This is a genomic window from Pandoraea sp., from assembly GCF_004297875.1.
Taxonomy (GTDB): Bacteria; Pseudomonadota; Gammaproteobacteria; order Burkholderiales; family Burkholderiaceae; genus Pandoraea.
On the sequence record NZ_SCSK01000053.1, the window covers coordinates 33,543 to 50,280 of the forward strand.

The 16,738-nt window shown below is 63.3% G+C and carries 10 protein-coding genes; 9 read left to right on the forward strand and 1 reads right to left on the reverse strand.

Annotated features, from left to right (window positions below):
- Positions 1-613: 613 nt before the first annotated feature.
- The 9 genes from EPN80_RS16125 (at position 614) to galE (ending at position 15,173) form a co-directional block, all read left to right on the forward strand.
- A complete protein-coding gene (locus EPN80_RS16125; RefSeq protein ID WP_293029482.1) occupies positions 614-3,334 on the forward strand; it encodes a sugar ABC transporter in 2,721 nt (906 codons plus the stop codon).
- Positions 3,327-7,247 carry a tetratricopeptide repeat protein gene (locus EPN80_RS16130; RefSeq protein ID WP_293029484.1) on the forward strand — a complete coding sequence of 1,307 codons (3,921 nt, stop codon included), beginning with the start codon at positions 3,327-3,329 and terminating at the stop codon, positions 7,245-7,247. The genes EPN80_RS16125 and EPN80_RS16130 overlap by 8 nt, the downstream gene beginning before the upstream one ends.
- A 72-nt stretch (positions 7,248-7,319) precedes the next feature.
- Positions 7,320-7,859, forward strand: coding sequence for a penicillin-binding protein activator LpoB (locus tag EPN80_RS16135; RefSeq protein ID WP_293029487.1), 540 nt, complete (start codon positions 7,320-7,322; stop codon positions 7,857-7,859).
- Positions 7,860-7,869: 10 nt separating this feature from the next.
- Positions 7,870-9,255, forward strand: a complete 1,386-nt coding sequence (locus tag EPN80_RS16140; protein WP_293029490.1) for a PelD GGDEF domain-containing protein — start codon at positions 7,870-7,872, stop codon at positions 9,253-9,255.
- Complete coding sequence (locus tag EPN80_RS16145) at positions 9,248-10,252, forward strand: hypothetical protein (RefSeq protein WP_293029493.1); 1,005 nt, start codon at positions 9,248-9,250, stop codon at positions 10,250-10,252. Before EPN80_RS16140 ends, EPN80_RS16145 begins: the two co-directional genes overlap by 8 nt.
- Positions 10,249-11,802 carry a GT4 family glycosyltransferase PelF gene (gene pelF / locus EPN80_RS16150; protein ID WP_293029496.1) on the forward strand — a complete coding sequence of 518 codons (1,554 nt, stop codon included), beginning with the start codon at positions 10,249-10,251 and terminating at the stop codon, positions 11,800-11,802. Before EPN80_RS16145 ends, pelF begins: the two co-directional genes overlap by 4 nt.
- Positions 11,802-13,181, forward strand: coding sequence for an exopolysaccharide Pel transporter PelG (pelG, locus tag EPN80_RS16155; RefSeq protein ID WP_293029499.1), 1,380 nt, complete (start codon positions 11,802-11,804; stop codon positions 13,179-13,181). Before pelF ends, pelG begins: the two co-directional genes overlap by 1 nt.
- Positions 13,174-14,076, forward strand: a complete 903-nt coding sequence (locus EPN80_RS16160) for an endo alpha-1,4 polygalactosaminidase (RefSeq protein WP_293029502.1) — start codon at positions 13,174-13,176, stop codon at positions 14,074-14,076. Before pelG ends, EPN80_RS16160 begins: the two co-directional genes overlap by 8 nt.
- A gap of 44 nt (positions 14,077-14,120) precedes the next feature.
- Positions 14,121-15,173, forward strand: a complete 1,053-nt coding sequence (gene galE / locus EPN80_RS16165) for a UDP-glucose 4-epimerase GalE (RefSeq protein ID WP_293029505.1) — start codon at positions 14,121-14,123, stop codon at positions 15,171-15,173.
- A 149-nt stretch (positions 15,174-15,322) separates the two neighbouring features.
- On the opposite strand, the gene EPN80_RS16170 is transcribed toward galE, so the two are convergent.
- Positions 15,323-16,630 (reverse strand): MFS transporter, encoded by a 1,308-nt coding sequence (locus EPN80_RS16170; protein ID WP_293029567.1) that lies wholly within the window; start codon positions 16,628-16,630, stop codon positions 15,323-15,325.
- Positions 16,631-16,738 lie beyond the last annotated feature (108 nt).

Consider the following 16,738-nt stretch of genomic DNA (forward strand, 5'->3'; position numbering starts at 1 on the left):
CTCAAGGTGAAGATAATTATTTTTGAAAAGCCCAGAGAGAACCGCTGGGGCAAAATTGCTCCTTTATCCAAGGGGTAACCCTTTCCCTCATGACTCCTTAAGTTTGGCAGATGGATGTTTTCACGCCTTTTAAATCCGGTTAAATTTATTCCGAATATCAGGTACAAAAAAAATGCAAAAACAGACCACTGTCACGATGTTGAAGAGAAGGCGGGCTTGATCAAAAAATCGCCTCCTTTAATGAGCCATCAATGCGCTGGTGACCCATTGATAAAAATCATCAAATAAGCATCTTTTGTTTTGTAAAACCCCTATATACAGAAAATGACGAATCGATTATTCTTGCCCTGGGGGAAATTACGGATTGCTACGATTAACTCTGTTGTCGGGAATTCCGAAGATCGGGCTGGCTGGCCGATTTGATGAGTCGCTTGATCAGACAGGCTCTGGCGGGCGGCGGGGGGTTGTCGGTCGGTAGTATCCAAAAAGAACGATGCTGGAAGCGAGCTTTGATCATTCGGGGAAAAAAGTGATCGTACGTGGGCTTCATTTTGGCGGGCGACCGCCTGCCAAAGGTGTAAAGGAGCGGCTGTTCCGCCTGCTGCTTGCGGTCATGGGGTTTCTACTTATTGGTAGCGCCAACCCCGCCGTGGCGGCTGCCAGCCCGGCGGCGGCTGTTGCCAATCCAAATATTGCGTTTTATTACGGGGAGCACCCGCCGGTCGACGAGTTGCAGGCGTTCGATGACGTGGTGATCGATCCCGCCGTCGCGGCACTGCCTGATACCCAGGCAACACCTCATACCGCCTGGCTGGCACGGCTCGACCTGCGAGCTCAGGCCGACAGCCCCGGGCAAACGGCCGAAGCTTATGTCTCTGAGGCGGTAACGCCGCTTTGGAACAAGGGTTATCGCGGCTTCCTGCTCGACGACGGCGCACCGCTCGACCAGAATGACAGGCCCGACGATGCATGGCTTGCCGGGTTGGTGCAGGCAATTCACGCTCAATATCCCCAGGCGCGCGTGATGTTGCGCAATCACCTGGGGTTGGCCACGCGCATTGCCGATCAGTTAAACGCCGTGATGGTCGACGCGCTGTACCGACGCTACGACCTGCTCGGCGGATTCTTTGCCAACGTGCCCGATGCCGAGCGCACCGACGCGCTGCGGCGGATCCAGGCGCTGCGCCGCGGCGCCTCGTCGCTTGCCGTGGTTGCCGTCGATTACTGCGGGCGCGATGATCGGGCATGCCGGCGCGACACCGCGCGCCGGCTCGAACACGATGGCCTCACGCCGTTCGTCACCGACCCGAGCTTCGCGACGGTCGGCATCGGCCGCATCGAGGTCATGCCGCGCAAAATTCTGGTCGTGCAGACGCCGGAGCAGGGCGAGCCGCTGGATCTGACGGCCGGCGTGCGCGACATCGCGATGCCGCTCAATTATCTCGGCTACGATATTCAGTATGCCGACGCCAATCAGGCATTGCCGCGCGACATCGACAGCGACCGCTATGCCGGCATCGTGGTGGCGATCGACCGGACGGTCGACAACCCCGATGCCTGGCGCCGTTGGCTGCTCGGCCGTATCCGCGCGGGCGTACGGGTCGCGGTGGTCGGGCAATTTGGTTTTCCGATCGATCAGGAAGCTGCCCGCGTGCTTGGCCTCGAAGTGGTGCCGGGGGCTGCTCCGCCCGACGTTGCGCCGCAGATCGTGGACAAGGCGCCGATGATGGGCTTCGAAATCCTGCCGCCGCCCGATATTCGCGACGCTTTGGGCGTGCGCGTCGGGGCGCAGGGCAAACCGCTGCTGCGGCTGCAAGCCGGCAGCTACGTCTATGACATGGCCGGCATGTTGCCGTGGGGCGGCTACACGCTCGACCCCTACGGCATTGCCACCCTGGGCGGCATTCAGCAGGAGCGCTGGGCGATCCAGCCAATCGAATTCTTCGAGCAGGCCCTCGCGCTGCCCGAGATGCCCGTGCCGGACGTGACGACCGAAAACGGCCGCAGGCTCCTGTTCGTGCATGTCGACGGAGACGGCTTCGCCTCGCGTGCGGAGTTCCCTGGCCCCGCCTATGGCGGGCAGGCGCTGTACGATCAGATTTTCACCAAATTTCCGATCCCGATGACCCTTTCGGTGATCGAAGGCGAGGTCGGGCCGACCGGCCTGTATCCGAAAATATCGCCGACGCTCGAGTCCATCGCGCGCCAGATCTTTGCCTTGCCGAATGTCGAAATCGGTAGCCATACATACTCGCATCCGTTCAATCTGGAGATGATCGATCCGAAGACCGGCGGGCGCATCACCGGCAAGGTCAGAAAGGAGTGGGGGGGCGACAGCGCGTTCTCACTCGATATCCCACACTACAAATTCAATTTGAATCGCGAAATCCAGGGCTCGATCGACTACATCAATCGACGCCTGGCGCCGCCCGGCAAGCATGTTGTCGTGCTGCAATGGCCCGGCGACGCCGCACCGCCGGCCATCGCGGTGCGCCGCGCTTATGCGGCCGGCGTGCTCAATATCAACGGTGGCGATACGGTCATCACCAAAACCAACAACAGCTGGACCAATATCGCGCCGTATGGCGTGTCCAAGGGGCCGCAGCCCGACGACTTTCAGGTCTATGCGGCCGACATGGACGAAAACGTCTACACCGGCGACTGGACCGGTCCGTTTTACGGTTTCACGCGTGCGCTGGAGACTTACGCGCTGACCGACCGGCCGATCCGCTTCAAGGCAATCGATATTTACTACCACTTCTATTCGGGGACCAAGCTTGCATCGCTGCGCGCCTTGCGCCAGATATACGAGAGCACGCTCAAGCAGGCGGTTCTGCCGATCTACACGACCGAGTACATCAAGCGCGTTCTCGACTGGCGCGGCGTCGCGGTGGCCCGCGAGGGCAATCGCTGGCTGGTGCGCTCCGGTCCCAATTTGCGCGAGTTGCGCTGGCCGCTCGGGCGCGGCGTCCCTGATCTGACCACCGCCACCGGGGTCAGCGGCTATCTGCCCGGGCCCGGTGGGCTGTATATCCACATGGGCGGGGACCAGGCCAGTTTCTCGATCACTCCCCATGCCACCGCCAGGATTCCCTATATCGCCGAGGCGGCGGGATTTGTGCGCCATTATCAACGAGATGCACGCACCATGAGCTTTGATTTCGGCGGCTACTACAAGCCTTTCGTGAGCTTCGCCGATGCGAATGGCTGCCGCGTGACGGTCGACGGCAAGGCGATCGCGGCGCCGGTCAGAAACGGCGTCCTGCGCGTCGACGTCGCGGGGCGCGTGGCGCAGCAAGTGACCTACCATTCGCTCAAGGTGACCTGTGAATAGCGATCGTCCTCGCCTTTGTCCGCCATGGCTGTCGGGTCTGATCGCCCTGGGTATCGTATTGGCCCTGGCGGCGGCCTATCCGCGCGGCGGCATGCAGGCCCGCCTGCTGGCCGCATCGCCGCCGAGCGAAGTCACGGTCGCCTACATCGAGGCGTGGCTTCGCATTGAGCCCAACTCGCCGACCTACCTGAGTTTGCTTGTCGATCAGTACATGGGGCTGGGGCAATGGGAGAAAGCCGAGCTGGCCGCGCAAAAGCTGGCGCTGATGGGCGGCGAAGACGGCCGCGCCAGGGCGCTGCTGATTCAGCTCACGGCGGCCGAGCGACGGGCCTACGCGGTTAGGCCGGACGACCCACAGCGCCCGGCGCTGATGGTCAAATATATCGCGCTGCTCGAGCGCACTACCCAGCGCACCTGGGATGTACCGGTGATGCGAGAGCTGGCGGCCAAGGCGCGCGCGGCGGGCGCGACCGGCGTGATGCTGCATTTTTACCGCGAGCTGGCCGCGGCCGACAGTGCCAATCGCGCTGAATGGGACGAAAAACTCGCTACCGAGGCGCTGGCCCAGCAATCGTACGCCGACGCCGCCAATGCCTACTTCGCCGCGCAGGATGCGGCGCAGACCTTGCCGGACAAGCGACGCTATTTCATCGCGGCGCTCAAGGTGCTGGTCTCGGGCAATCAGGTCGGGCAAGCCTGTGATGAGGCCGCCAAACGCATCGGCGTGCTGGCCGAAGATCCGCAAACCTTGCGCTATCTGATCGGTCTGGCACGCCAGGCGCATCGCACGGACCTGATGAAGCGCTATGCGCGCGCCCTGGGCCAACTCTCCAGTCTTGAACCGGCCGGCCCGCACGTTGCGACCTTTGCGGCGGCGAACTCGCCCGGCACGGCCCGCCATCGGCCGGTCTATCTGGATGGGTACGAAGCAAGCCTGCGCGGTGTTCGATTCGGTGGCGCCAGACTTCGACTGATCGCCGCGACGGCCCCGGCGGGTGCCAACGCGGTGACCCCCAGCGATTACGATCTCGCCTTCAAGGCCTTTGTCGAGAGCGGAGCGCTCGACGACGCCGAGAAACTTGCCGAGCAGGCGCTCGCGCACCATCTGGACCCGCTCGTCTGGACCCGTCGGCTGGCGCAAGTCGCGCAATGGAATAATCACCCGGCGCTGGCGCTCAAGTATTGGCTGGCGTTCGCGCGCGACTCCGGTAACGACGAAGCGTGGCAAAACGTCCTGAAGCTGGCGCCGCAACTGGATGACGATACCGCCTATGTTGCGGCCTTGACCCAAGAGGCAGATCGCCAACCCGCGAATCTGGCCTTGAAAGACCAGTTGATCAACGCCTATGAGCGCCTCGGCCAGCCGCAACAAGCGCTCGACTACCTGAAGCAACGCGCGGTAGGCGCGCAGCGAGAGCCGCTGCTCGAGCGCTATGCGCTCGTCGCCGAGCGGGCAGGGCAAGATAACGAGGCGCTGCGCACCTACCGCGTTCTGCAAACCGAATTCGGGCCGAACGCCAAATATGCGCTGCATATCGCCAACCTCGAATACCAGCAGGGGCACTACGACGCGGCGCTCGATGCGTTGCGGCGGGTTCGCGACAAGACGCCGAGCCTTCCGCAGGACGCACTGTACTGGCGTACCTACAGCGAGCTGGCGCGGCTCACGCGGCATGACGAAGATGCCAACTTCGCTTATCAGCGGCTGCTGGCGACCGGACAGGCCGAGGCGACCGACTTGAGCGGCATGTCCTACTTCTATCAGGGCTATCCGATCGATGCCGGGCGCACCGCCGAAATGGCGTTCCGCAAGGACGGTTCGGCGAGGTCGCTGCAATCGGCGCTGTATTTCTATACCGTCGCCCACGCGTGGCCGCGCGTCCGGGATTTGCTGGCCAGCCTGACGCCCGCGCAACGCGACATGTTCGATCACTCGAGCGCGTTGCTCGCCGCCCGCGCGGACTATGAACGCCAGGTCGGGCAGTGGGATGCGTCGCTCGCCGATCTGCGGCGCGCGGCGTCGCTATCCGATGCCAGCGACGATACCAAGGTGTCGTATCTGTGGGCGCTGATCGACTTCGGCGGTGACGGCGAGCTGCGGCAGGCGATGCGCCGGTGGCGCTCGATTGCTGACGCCAACTCGGACTACTGGGGCGCCTATGGGGCGGGCGAGGTGCGTCTGGGCGATCCGGCGCGCGCGCTCAAGTACCTGCGCCGGCAAGTGTCGCAAGCGCAGGACGATCCTCTGTGGCTGATCGCCACAGCCGACGCGGAAGCCGCCGCCGGCCATGCCGACGTCGCCTGGCGACTGCGCCGCGCGGCCTGGCGCGCCCTGCCGGCCAAACTCGCCGCGCCAGCAGCGCCGGCCGCATCAACCGGGACCGGGGCTGCGCGATCTCACGTCGCGGCCTTGCCCGGCACGCCCGAGGCGATCGCCCAGGCGCGCATGGCGCAGGTGACGCTGAGCCAGACATTCACCAACGGCGACCGCTCGCGCGATCTGCTGATTGCGTTGCTCAAGGCCGATCGCCGCGAAAACGGCAGTGCGGCGGTGGCCCGCTCCCTGCTTGGCATGCGCGCCAAGGGGCTGGCCCCCGATCTTGTGATGCCGGATCAAGTGTCCGGCAAGACCGCGCAAGCGGCCGAGGCGCGCCGGCAACTGATCAGCGCGGCGGCCAAGGACGTCGTGCAGGCATGGGCGATCAGCGGCGAACACAATGAACTCGCGCGTGCCTGGCTTGCCAGGGAATACACCGATCGCTTGCTGCAGCCGGCCGATGCGCAGATCACGCTGGCGCTGGCCGACAACGATCACGAGGCGCTGGCGCGGGCGCTCGCGCACGGGCGCGGCGGCGTGCCGGTGGGCAGTCGCATCGATGCGCTCAATCGACTGGGACGGACCGACGAGGCGGAAACGGTTGCCTTTCGTGCCGTCCAGGGTGCGCCGGACAACGACGAACTGCAGGAGTCGCTGCGCGAGACGCTGCTGCGCGACCGCCCGGCGCTTGGCGCCGATGTCTTCGGCACCCGCGCCAGCCCGCTCAACAGTATCACCAGCTCGCTGCTGGGCGGTGTTGCCTTGACCGGCAGGCTTGCTTTGATTATCGAGGCGATCCAGCGCAATCAGCACTCGGCCGATACCAGTCAACTGGCCTGGGTGCCTGCGCAAGACCGCTCGTTCGAGGCCACCTTGCGCGACCATACGGTAGAGCGCGACCTGTCGGCAAGCGTCGGACATCGCAATGCGGTCAACTCCTTCTATACCTTCAAGGTGCACGGCGAATTCAACCGGCGTGGGCCGCTGACCACGGACATTACCGCCGGGCTCAACCAGTTCACCGACATCTCGCCGCAGATGCAAGTCGCCTCGACCAAAGACATGCTGCGCATGGGAGCGCTGTGGGATACGCAAACGCGCTGGTTCATGCAGGGCAGCGCCGAGGTCGATGGATTTCACGCGCAGGATCGCACCTACCTGGGGCGCGGCGTGATTCTCGCTGCCGAATTGGGTTACCGCCTGCGGCTTGGTTATCCCGACTGGAACGTGCGCCTGACTGGCGAGCGCGGCATTTATACCGCCAGCGGCAACGTGATCCCCTCGCTGGCGCGATTGCTGCCGGCGGGCCAGACGCCCACGGCGGACCAATTCATGCCGCAAAGTGTGACGCGTTATGGCCTGATGACCGGATTCGGCATGGATTACGAGAACGCCTATCGGCATGCCTGGGTTCCGTATCTCGACGTCGGTGTGGTGCACGACAGCATCGAGGGATGGGGTCCGCAGGTCAACGTGGGCCTGGCAGGCTCGATTTTTGGCAACGATCATGCGCGCGTGTATTACTCGCATGAGGCAGTGACCGGCGGCGGAGCGTCGGTGACGCAACTCGGCGTGGCGTACCGTTTGTACTACTAGCGCGCCGAGACGGAAGAGGCGGGCATCGCGCGGCTAGTGGCCGCTGTTTCATCAAAACCGGAGAGGAAGAAAATGAAAGGCTTGAGAGCGGGAAATATTTATCGGCTGATCGGCGCCGTGCTGCTGGCTGTGCTGGCGGGCTGCTCCACGATCGACGCGGGACATGCGCCCGCCCTGAGCAAGACCGACAACTGGGCGCTGTTGCCGGTAGCGAACTACACGGAAACGCCGGAAGCGGGCAAACGCGCCGAGAGCATCGCACAGAGCGTGCTGCAGCAGGATGGCTTCACCAACCTGTGGCAATACCCCGGCGATAACGATACCGACGCGCTGCTCAACGGTCACCCCAATGCCGCGCGAGCCAAGGCGCTGGCATGGGCGCGCAAGGCGGGCGCTCGCTACGCGCTGACCGGCTCGGTGCAGGAATGGCGTTACAAGGTCGGCGTGGACGGCGAGCCGGTGGCCGGCTTGACGTTCGACGTGATCGACGTGAGCACGGGCAAGATCGTGTGGAGTGCCACGGGCAGCCGCAGCGGTTGGAGTCGCTCGAGTCTGGCCGGCGTCGGTCAAACGCTGATCCGCCAGTTGCTGGCCCCGCTCGCGCAACGCTGAGGTGTCCGCCGTGCAAACCGATAAGCAAACATCGCCGCCGCAAGCGCGGGCCTCAGATCCACTCGGGAACGTCGGCTACTACGGCCGTTTGCTTGCACCGGCGCTCACGCGTCCCGTTGCCGTCGTGGAAGTCATCTGCGTGATGGCGCTGGTGATCGGTTGCAGTTACTTGCTGCGACCTGCGGATCCGCTGTTGCTGCATATCGGCTTTCCGTGGCTGTGGCTGGTCGCCGCGATCATGGCACTGCGCTACGGCGCGTTGCTCGGTGTGCTGGCAGGAATCTGCATCACCGCTGCCTGGTACGGATTTTACGGGCACGCGGCAGGCGCGGAATTTCCGGCCATGTTCTTCGTCGGCGGTCTGGCGCTGGTGGTGATCTCGGGACATTTTTGCGACATCTGGGGCAATCGCGCCAATCGCATCAGCAGCATCAACACCTATCTGAGCGACCGGCTGGTAGCGATTACGAACAATCACTACCTGCTGCGCATCTCGCACGATCGGCTCGAGCATGACGTGCTGACCCGGCCGGTCACGATGCGCGATGCGATCATGCGCTTGCGGGATTTCTCGCCAGCCCGGAACAACGCTGCGCCCGATGCGCCGTTGCCCAACGTTCAGGGCATGCTGGAATTCGCCGCGTTGACCTGCCAAATCGGCGACGCATCGATATTTCCCGTGACAAAGGGCCGTGTCGAGCGTGTGGCCGCCGCGTCGGTAGGGGAGTCCTTCGAAGTCGATTCCGACGATCCGCTATTGCGTGATTGTCTTGAGAAGAGCGCGCTTTCGCATTTGCGCGAGCTCGATGAAACGGGCCGCAGCGCCTATCTGGTATGCGCTCCGCTGATCGCGGCATCTGGCAAGCTGATCGGGGTGCTGGTTGTGCGGCGCATGGCCTTTTTGTCGCTCAATCAGGACAACCTGCAACTGCTGCTGGTGCTGCTCGGCTACTACGCCGACAGCGTCGAACATCGCGCGATGGTCGACGCGATCACCCAGCGCGTGCCCGATTGCCCCTATGATTTTGCACTCGAACTGGCCCGTCTGACGCATATGAAGCGCGCCAGCAATATCGATTCCGCGCTGGTGGCACTGGTGTTCGCCCGCGACGCCGACGGCGATTCGCTGTTCGATCAGGTGACCCGGACGCGGCGTGCGCTGGACGTGCTCTGGGCGTTGCGCGATGACGAGCGTCAGGTGGCGATCACCCTCATGCCGCTGACCGACGACAACGGCATCAACGGCTATCTGATGCGCACCGAAAACACCCTGAAAAGCCAGTTTTCGACCGACTTCGAAAAATCGCGTGTCGCGGTGCATACGGTTGCGGTCAGCCCGACCGATCCTGGCGACGTGTTGCAGCGTTTGCTCCAACGGTGCGGCCATCATGGCTAAGATGCTGCGCTCATTACTGTTTGGCGTGCTGGCGCTGCTCGCGCAAGGCAAGGCGGTCTATTCGTTGTGGCACCCGCTTGGCGGGATCGATCCGATGGTCGTGTTCTTTGTCTGGCAAGCGTTGGCCGCGCTGGCAACCGCGTTGTTCGTGAGTGACATTCTGCCGCCGCATTACCGCCGGGCGAGGAGCGGCGCGTTTGTGCATGTTTTTGTCATTTGCCTGTTTCTCCCGGTCGCCGGCCTGGTGCTGTTTCTCAGCTTGATCCTCGTGGCGCTGATGTTCCCCACGCCGCCCGATGACGTCCCGATCGAGGCCGTCGAGGCGCCGCAATTTGCCACCTATCTGGTCTCCCGTGTGACCCACGGCACGGGCGCCCGGTTGCGCGCTCGCCTGGAGAATCTGCGCGCGCCCGCCGGCGATCGCGTCGCCGCGCTGGTCGCCATGCAATCGCTGCCGTCGCGCATCAGCAGCGGGCTGCTGCACGACTTGCTGTCCGACCCCATCGAGGAGATTCGCCTGTTGGCTTACGGCATTGTCGATGGCACCGAAAAGGAGATCATGCAAAAGATCTTCGTGGCCAGGGCGCAGCTCGAGCGGGCCGCCGGCGGGAGCGAGCGGGGGCTGGCCTGCTCCCGCCTGGCCGAACTGTATTGGGAATTGATTTATCAGCATCTGGTGCAGGGCGAGGTCTACCGCTATACCCTCGAGCAGGTAGAGTCGTTTGCGCAACAGGCCCTGGCGCAAGGACAGGAGGCCGCCGTGATGTGCTATCTGCTCGGGCGCTGCGCGTTGCTGCGCAACGCTGCCGAGCGCGCGGAGGAATTCTTCCGGCGCGCCCAGGCGTTGCGCTTTCCGGCCGACCGGCTGGCGCCCTGGCTGGCCGAAGTGGCGTTTCTCAAGGGTGACTACGAGCGCATTCCGCCATTGCTCGATACACTCAACAAGGCGACGGCCACGCCTTTTCTGCAACCCATCGTGCGCTATTGGTCTCAATGAACTCAGATCTCCATCGCCGCGCGGCTTCGGCCGATATCGCCTTGCTGCTCGAGGGCACGTTCCCCTATGTGCGCGGGGGTGTCTCGGCGTGGGTCAATCAGATGATCCGCGCCTTTCCGGAATTCACATTCGCGATTGCCTTCATCGGCAGCCGGCGCGACGATTATGGCGGCGCGCACTACGCGCTGCCCGACAACGTGGTGCACTTCGAGGAACACTACCTGTACGATTTCGAGACGGACAAGCCGGTGATCAGCAGCCAGGGCGACCGTCAAGCGTTCGAGCACGTCGCGCGCATGCACGATGAACTCAAGCAGCACAAGCACGCCGGGGCGATCGGCAAACTGATGCGCGAACTGATGCCGATGCTCGAGGAGGGCGGACCGATCAGCGAACAGGAATTCCTGCACAGCCAGCGCTCGTGGGATGTCATCACCGACCGCTACAACCGGTTTTGCACCGATCCGTCGTTCACCGACTATTTCTGGACGGTGCGCATCATGCACAAGCCCTTGTGGCAACTGGCGCGGATCGCCGAGAGGCTGCCACAGGCCAAGATCTACCACACGGTGTCGACCGGTTACGCCGGGTTTCTCGGTGCGCTGCTGCATTTTCGCCATGGCCGCCCGTTGCTGGTGTCGGAGCACGGCATTTATACGAAAGAGCGCAAGATCGACCTGTTGCAAAGTCAGTGGATTCGCGACAACCGCGGTATTTTCGAGCGCGACGTCTCGCAAGTCGGCTACTTCCAGGAACTGTGGGTGCGCTTTTTCGAGGCGATCGGGCGCATTGCCTACGAGGCGGCCAGCGATATCGTCGCGCTCTACGAAGGCAATCGCCTGCGCCAGTTGGAGGACGGCGCCCCGCCGGACAAGACCTGCAGTATTCCGAACGGCATTGCCGTGGCGCAGTTTGCGCCGCTGCGCGCCCAGCGCCCGGCGAGCGTGCCGCCGGTGGTGGCGCTGATCGGCCGGGTCGTGCCGATCAAGGACATCAAGACATTCATTCGCGCGATGTTCATCGTCAAGCGCCAGTTGCCGGCGGCGCAGGGGTGGATCATCGGCCCGGAAACCGAGGATCCCGATTATGCGCAGGAGTGCCGCGACCTGATCGACAGCCTGGGCATGCAGGAAAGCATCAAAATGATGGGTTTTCGCCAGATCCGCGAACTGTTGCCGGACGTCGGCCTGGTGGCCCTGAGCTCGATCAGCGAGGCCTTGCCGCTGGTCGTGCTCGAGGCCTTTGCCGCGGGCGTGCCGGTCGTGACCACCGACGTCGGTTCCTGCCGGCAACTGGTCGAGGGGCTCGATGGCGACGACAGGGCGCTGGGCGCCGCCGGCAAGGTGGTGCAGATCGCCGATCCGGAGAAATTTGCCCAGGCGGTGCTGGCGCTGCTCGGCGACGAAGACGCGTGGCGAGCCGCGCAGCGAGCTGGCATCGCGCGCGTCGAGCGTTACTATACGCACACGCTGATGGAAGACAGCTACCGGTCGCTGTATCGCAAGCTGATCGCGGACAGTGCCGGGCAACAATCCTCGGAGACGCAATAATGGCCGGTATCGGTTTCGAGCTGCGTAAGATACTCAAGCGCGATAGCCTGACCGGTACGCTGACCGCTTACGGCTACGCCGGCATCATCAGCGCCGGGCCCCTGGTGCTATCGATTCTGGGCATGCTGCTCATCGGCCTGCTCAGCCTGTCGACGGTGGAGCCGCCGGTGCGGATCGTGCAGTTCCAGATTTCCGTCACCTACCTGATGGCCGTCAGCCTGATCGTCACCGGCGCATTGCAGTTGTCGTTCACGCGTTTCATTTCCGATCGCCTGTTCGAACGGCGACCCGATCGCGTGCTGCCGAACTACAACGCTGTGGCGCTCGTCACGACCGTGATCACCGGCTTGTCGGGCCTGATCCTCGCCTTGACGGCATTTCGACACGAATCGACGCTTTACCGCCTGCTGATGCTGGCCGGGTTTGTGATCATCAGCAATATCTGGATCGGTGTGATTTTCCTTACCAGCGTCAAGCAATATCGGGCTGTTCTGGCGATTTTCTTCGTCGGCTATCTTGCCACGGTGATTTTTGCCGTCGCGCTCAACCGCTATGGCCTGAATGGTTTGATGGGCGGTTTTGTGATTGGCCACTTGATCCTGCTGGTCGGCCTGACCAGCCTGATCCATCGCAACTACCGCTCCGACGACTACATTGCGTGGGAAGTTTTCGACCGACGCTTTGCCTATCCGAGCCTGATGTTCGTTGGCGTGTTGTTCAATCTGGGCGTGTGGCTGGACAAATTCATGTTCTGGTTTTCTCCGGCGACCGGGCATGTGGTGATCGGCCCGTTGCGTGCATCACTCATTTACGACTTGCCGGTCTTTATCTCGTATCTTTGCGTGATTCCCGGCATGGCTGTGTTTTTGCTGCGTATCGAGACCGATTTCGTCGACTACTACGATGCCTATTACGACGCCATCCGCAGCGGCGGTACGCTGAAGTACATCCAGGACATGCGTGACATGATGGTGCGCAGCGTGCGCACCGGCCTGTATGAAATCCTCAAAATCCAGGCATTGGTCACCTTGCTGATCTTTGCGTTCGGCGACAAACTGCTTCGCCTGCTTGGCATCTCGACGCTTTACCTGCCGCTATTGCACATCGATGTGATCTCGGCGAGCCTGCAAGTGCTGTTCCTGGGCGCGCTCAACATCTTCTTCTACCTCGACCGGCGTCGCGTGGTGCTGGGGCTCACAGCCACCTTCGTGGTGCTTAGCGGCCTGTTTACCTGGATCACCCTGGAGGCGGGGCCGAACACCTACGGTTATGGCTATGCCGGTGCGCTTCTGGTGGTGATGCTGCTGTCGGTGGACATGCTCGACCGGCGCTTCGCCTCGCTCGAGTATGACACCTATATGCTGCAGAAAGATGCGTGAGCCACGGCCGGCGGCTGCGCCGCCTTTCAGTGCCGGTCGCGCCGCGCGCCGGGCCCGGGCCGGATGGCGACCCTTGCTGGCCGGGCTGATGGCGTCGCTTTGCCTGGGCAAGGCGATTGCGGCACCCGCGCCATTGCCCTGGAGCATTGCTTTCTACTACGGGGATTCGCCCCCGCTGGCGCAACTGGCGGAATTCGACCTCGCCGTGATCGAGCCCGACAGCGGATTCGATCCCACCGCATTCCCGGCCCTGCCGACGCAATGGTTTGCGTATGTCAGCGTGGGCGAAGTCGATCCATCGCGCAGTTACTATGCGCAGATTCCCAAGCGCTGGCTGATCGGCCGCAATGGCGAGTGGCATGCAAGCGTCGTTGACCCGGCCGCGCCCGGCTGGCCCGCGTTTTTCGTCGCGCATGTGATCGATCCGCTGTGGAAGCAGGGTTATCGCGGCTTTTTCCTGGATACGCTGGATTCCTATCAACTGGTGGCCAAAACCGACGTGCAGCGCGAGCGTGACCGCGCCGGCCTGGTGGCGCTCATCGAGGCGATCCATCGACGCTACCCGACGGCCAGGCTGATCCTCAATCGCGGCTTCGAGCTGTTGCCCGAGGTACACGACGCCGTTTTCGCCGTGGCATTCGAATCGCTGTACCAAGGTTGGAGCGAAGCGGCTGGCCGATACGTCGAAGTCCCGCAAGACGACCGCCAATGGCTGCTCGGCCAGGCCGACCTGATCAGGCAGCGTTATGGTTTGCCAGTGATCTCGATCGATTACTGCGCACCTGCCGACGCCGAATGCGCGAGCCGCACGGTGGCGCGCATCAAAGCGTTGGGTATTGTGCCGTACGTCGGCGATGGCCACCTGCAGACGGTCAACCCGGCATCGGCGAATTAGCGCCCGCCATCCTCTGTCATCATTAAATTCCGAATGGGTCTTGCATGAATACCGCCTCCAAACGCACCATTCTCGTGACCGGTGGCGCCGGCTATATCGGCTCGCACACCTGCGTCGAGTTACTGTCCCGGGGCGATCGCGTCGTGGTGCTGGACAACCTGGCCAACAGCTGCGCCGAATCGATCGAGCGGGTGCGCCGGATCACCGGCCACGAGATCGAACTGATCGTGGCCGACGCATGCTCGGCCGAGGCCATGCAACGGGTCTTCGACACCTATCCGATCGACGCGGCGATTCATTTTGCCGCGCTCAAATCGCTGGGCGAGTCGATCAGCCAGCCGCTGGCCTACTACCGCAACAACCTCGACAGTCTGCTGACACTGGTCGATACCATGAGTCGCCGCAACGTCAAGACCCTGGTCTTCAGTTCGTCAGCAGCGGTGTATGGCATTCCCGCCTCGGTGCCGGTCGACGAGTCGTTTCCGCTGCAGGCAGGCACGCCTTACGGGCGCACCAAATTGATGGGCGAACAGATTCTGTCCGATCTGGCCGCAGCCGACCCGCAATGGCGTATCGGCATGCTGCGCTACTTCAATCCGGTCGGGGCGCACCAGAGCGGTTTGATCGGCGAGGACTCGTCCGACGCGCCGAGCAATCTGATGCCCTATGTCGCGCAGGTCGCGGCCGGCAAACAACCGATTTTGAGGGTTTTCGGGGGCGACTACGACACCATCGACGGCACTGGCGTGCGTGACTATATCCACGTCGTGGATCTGGCGCGCGGGCACCTTGCCGCACTGGACACGCTGTTTGGGCAGCCCGGCGGATTCACCGTCAATCTGGGCACCGGGCGCGGCTACAGTGTGTTGCAGATGATCGAAGCCTTCGAGCAGGCCAGCGGGCGCAAGATCCCCTACGAAATCGTCGCGCGTCGCGCGGGCGACGTCGGCGCCTGTTACGCCGATGCGTCCGCGGCAGCACGTCAACTGGGCTGGCGCGCCACACTCGGGATCGAGCGCATGTGCGCCGACCAGTGGCGTTGGCAATCGCAAAACCCCGATGGCTTTGGCCGGCGCAAGCCCCCGACGGCAACCTGAGCGCTGGGCAGCGTGTTGAAAAGCGACTGTGCGCGCCCGACCCTGGGTCGGGCAGTGCTCGGCATCCTCAGCTATACCGGGTACGATCGCGCTCCTGCGAGCGGGTCTGCCGCGATTCAAACCCGCTCGCTACGTCTTTCGACAACCCGTTAGCTCGGCAACTCGTTGCCTTTGGTCTCCGGCGCGAGCGGGATGATCAGCAGGCCCAGCACGAACACGATGGCTGTGAGCGCTACCGGCACGCCGAGCGTCTTCATGTGCAGCACCATCGCGCCGAGCGCGAAGTTCACGCCGGCGCCGATAAAGCGGCCCGCCGACGTGCAGAAGGCGAATGCGGTGGCGCGCACGCGCGTCTCGAACTGTTCGGGTAACCACAGGCTGAACAGCGCGAAATTGCCGCCGAAAAAGCCGAGCACGAACAACAGCGCGATGAATGGCACCAGCCCGTTGGGCAGGTAGAAAGCCCAGCCGAAGCTCACCGCGATTGAGACGGCCATGCCGAGGAAGTACACCGCGAGCGTCTTGCGCCGGCCGATTTTCTCGGCCATGGGAGGCAGGGCCAGACAACCCAGAATCGTGCCGATCGACAGGATAGCGGTGGCAATCGAGGCGGTCTTCACCGCGTCGACCTTGGCCATGCCCGCCTTCAGCGCAAGGTGGATCACGGCGGCCGGCTCGTACACAGCGCCAGCCCACAGGCCGATGATGGCCACCGTCAGCAAGGCCGCGGCCACCAGGGTGCGCCTGGCATAACGCGCACTGAAAATTTCGCGCAGCGGCCTCGTATGCTGGACCACGGCCGTCTTTTCCGCACGCTCCCATTTGTCGGTTTCCTTCACGCGCAGCAGCACGAGGATCGACACCACGACCGGCACCGCGCCGGTGAGGAACATTGCGCGCCAGCCGAAGTGCGCACCGACCGTGTAATTGAGCGCGGCGGCCAGGAAAAAGCCCGCGTAGTAGCCGGTCTGCAGATAGCCGGCGCCCATCTTGCGACGGTCCTCCGGCCAGGCCTCGGCCACGTAAGTGCCGGCCAGCGCCCACTCGCCGCCGATGCCGATGCCCGCGATCAGGCGATAGATCGCCAGCGACCAGACCGACTGCGCGGTGGCGGCCAGTCCGGTGAAAATGGCAAAAATGAAAATCGTCGCGGCGAGCACGCGAGTGCGCCCGAATCGATCGGCGATGGGCCCCCAGATGAACGACAGCCCCCAGCCGACCAGAAACAACGCGAACAGAATCGAGCCGGCCAGGCCGATATTGCCGGGCGTGGCGGCATAGCCGGACTTGGGCAGCAATTCGGTCAGCGCCGGCGCGAGCACCAGCGCGTAGATGAACGAATCCATGCCGTCCAGTGTCCAGCCCGCCCAGGCGCCCCAAAAGCCGGCGATTTGCGAACGATTGAGCGGCGTGCGCTGCTTGCGCGCCCCGCTGCCGGCCATCGTGTTATCCAACATCTCCATAGACTCCTCCAGATTGAGCTTGTAACCGGCCGTCTCGCCGGGGTCGTACCTTCTACTCTGAGTTGTTTTTTTGCGCAAGAACCTCTTGCCGGGTTGAACTGC

Bases quoted from the DNA above. Each gene is read 5' to 3' on its own strand.
- EPN80_RS16125 (WP_293029482.1), top strand. From the start codon at position 614: ATGGGGTTTCTACTTATTGGTAGCGCCAACCCCGCCGTGGCGGCTGCC.
- EPN80_RS16135 (WP_293029487.1), top strand. From the start codon at position 7,320: ATGAAAGGCTTGAGAGCGGGAAATATTTATCGGCTGATCGGCGCCGTG.
- EPN80_RS16145 (WP_293029493.1), top strand. From the start codon at position 9,248: ATGGCTAAGATGCTGCGCTCATTACTGTTTGGCGTGCTGGCGCTGCTC.
- pelF (WP_293029496.1), top strand. From the start codon at position 10,249: ATGAACTCAGATCTCCATCGCCGCGCGGCTTCGGCCGATATCGCCTTG.
- pelG (WP_293029499.1), top strand. From the start codon at position 11,802: ATGGCCGGTATCGGTTTCGAGCTGCGTAAGATACTCAAGCGCGATAGC.
- EPN80_RS16160 (WP_293029502.1), top strand. From the start codon at position 13,174: ATGCGTGAGCCACGGCCGGCGGCTGCGCCGCCTTTCAGTGCCGGTCGC.
- galE (WP_293029505.1), top strand. From the start codon at position 14,121: ATGAATACCGCCTCCAAACGCACCATTCTCGTGACCGGTGGCGCCGGC.
- EPN80_RS16170 (WP_293029567.1), bottom strand. From the start codon at position 16,630: ATGTTGGATAACACGATGGCCGGCAGCGGGGCGCGCAAGCAGCGCACG.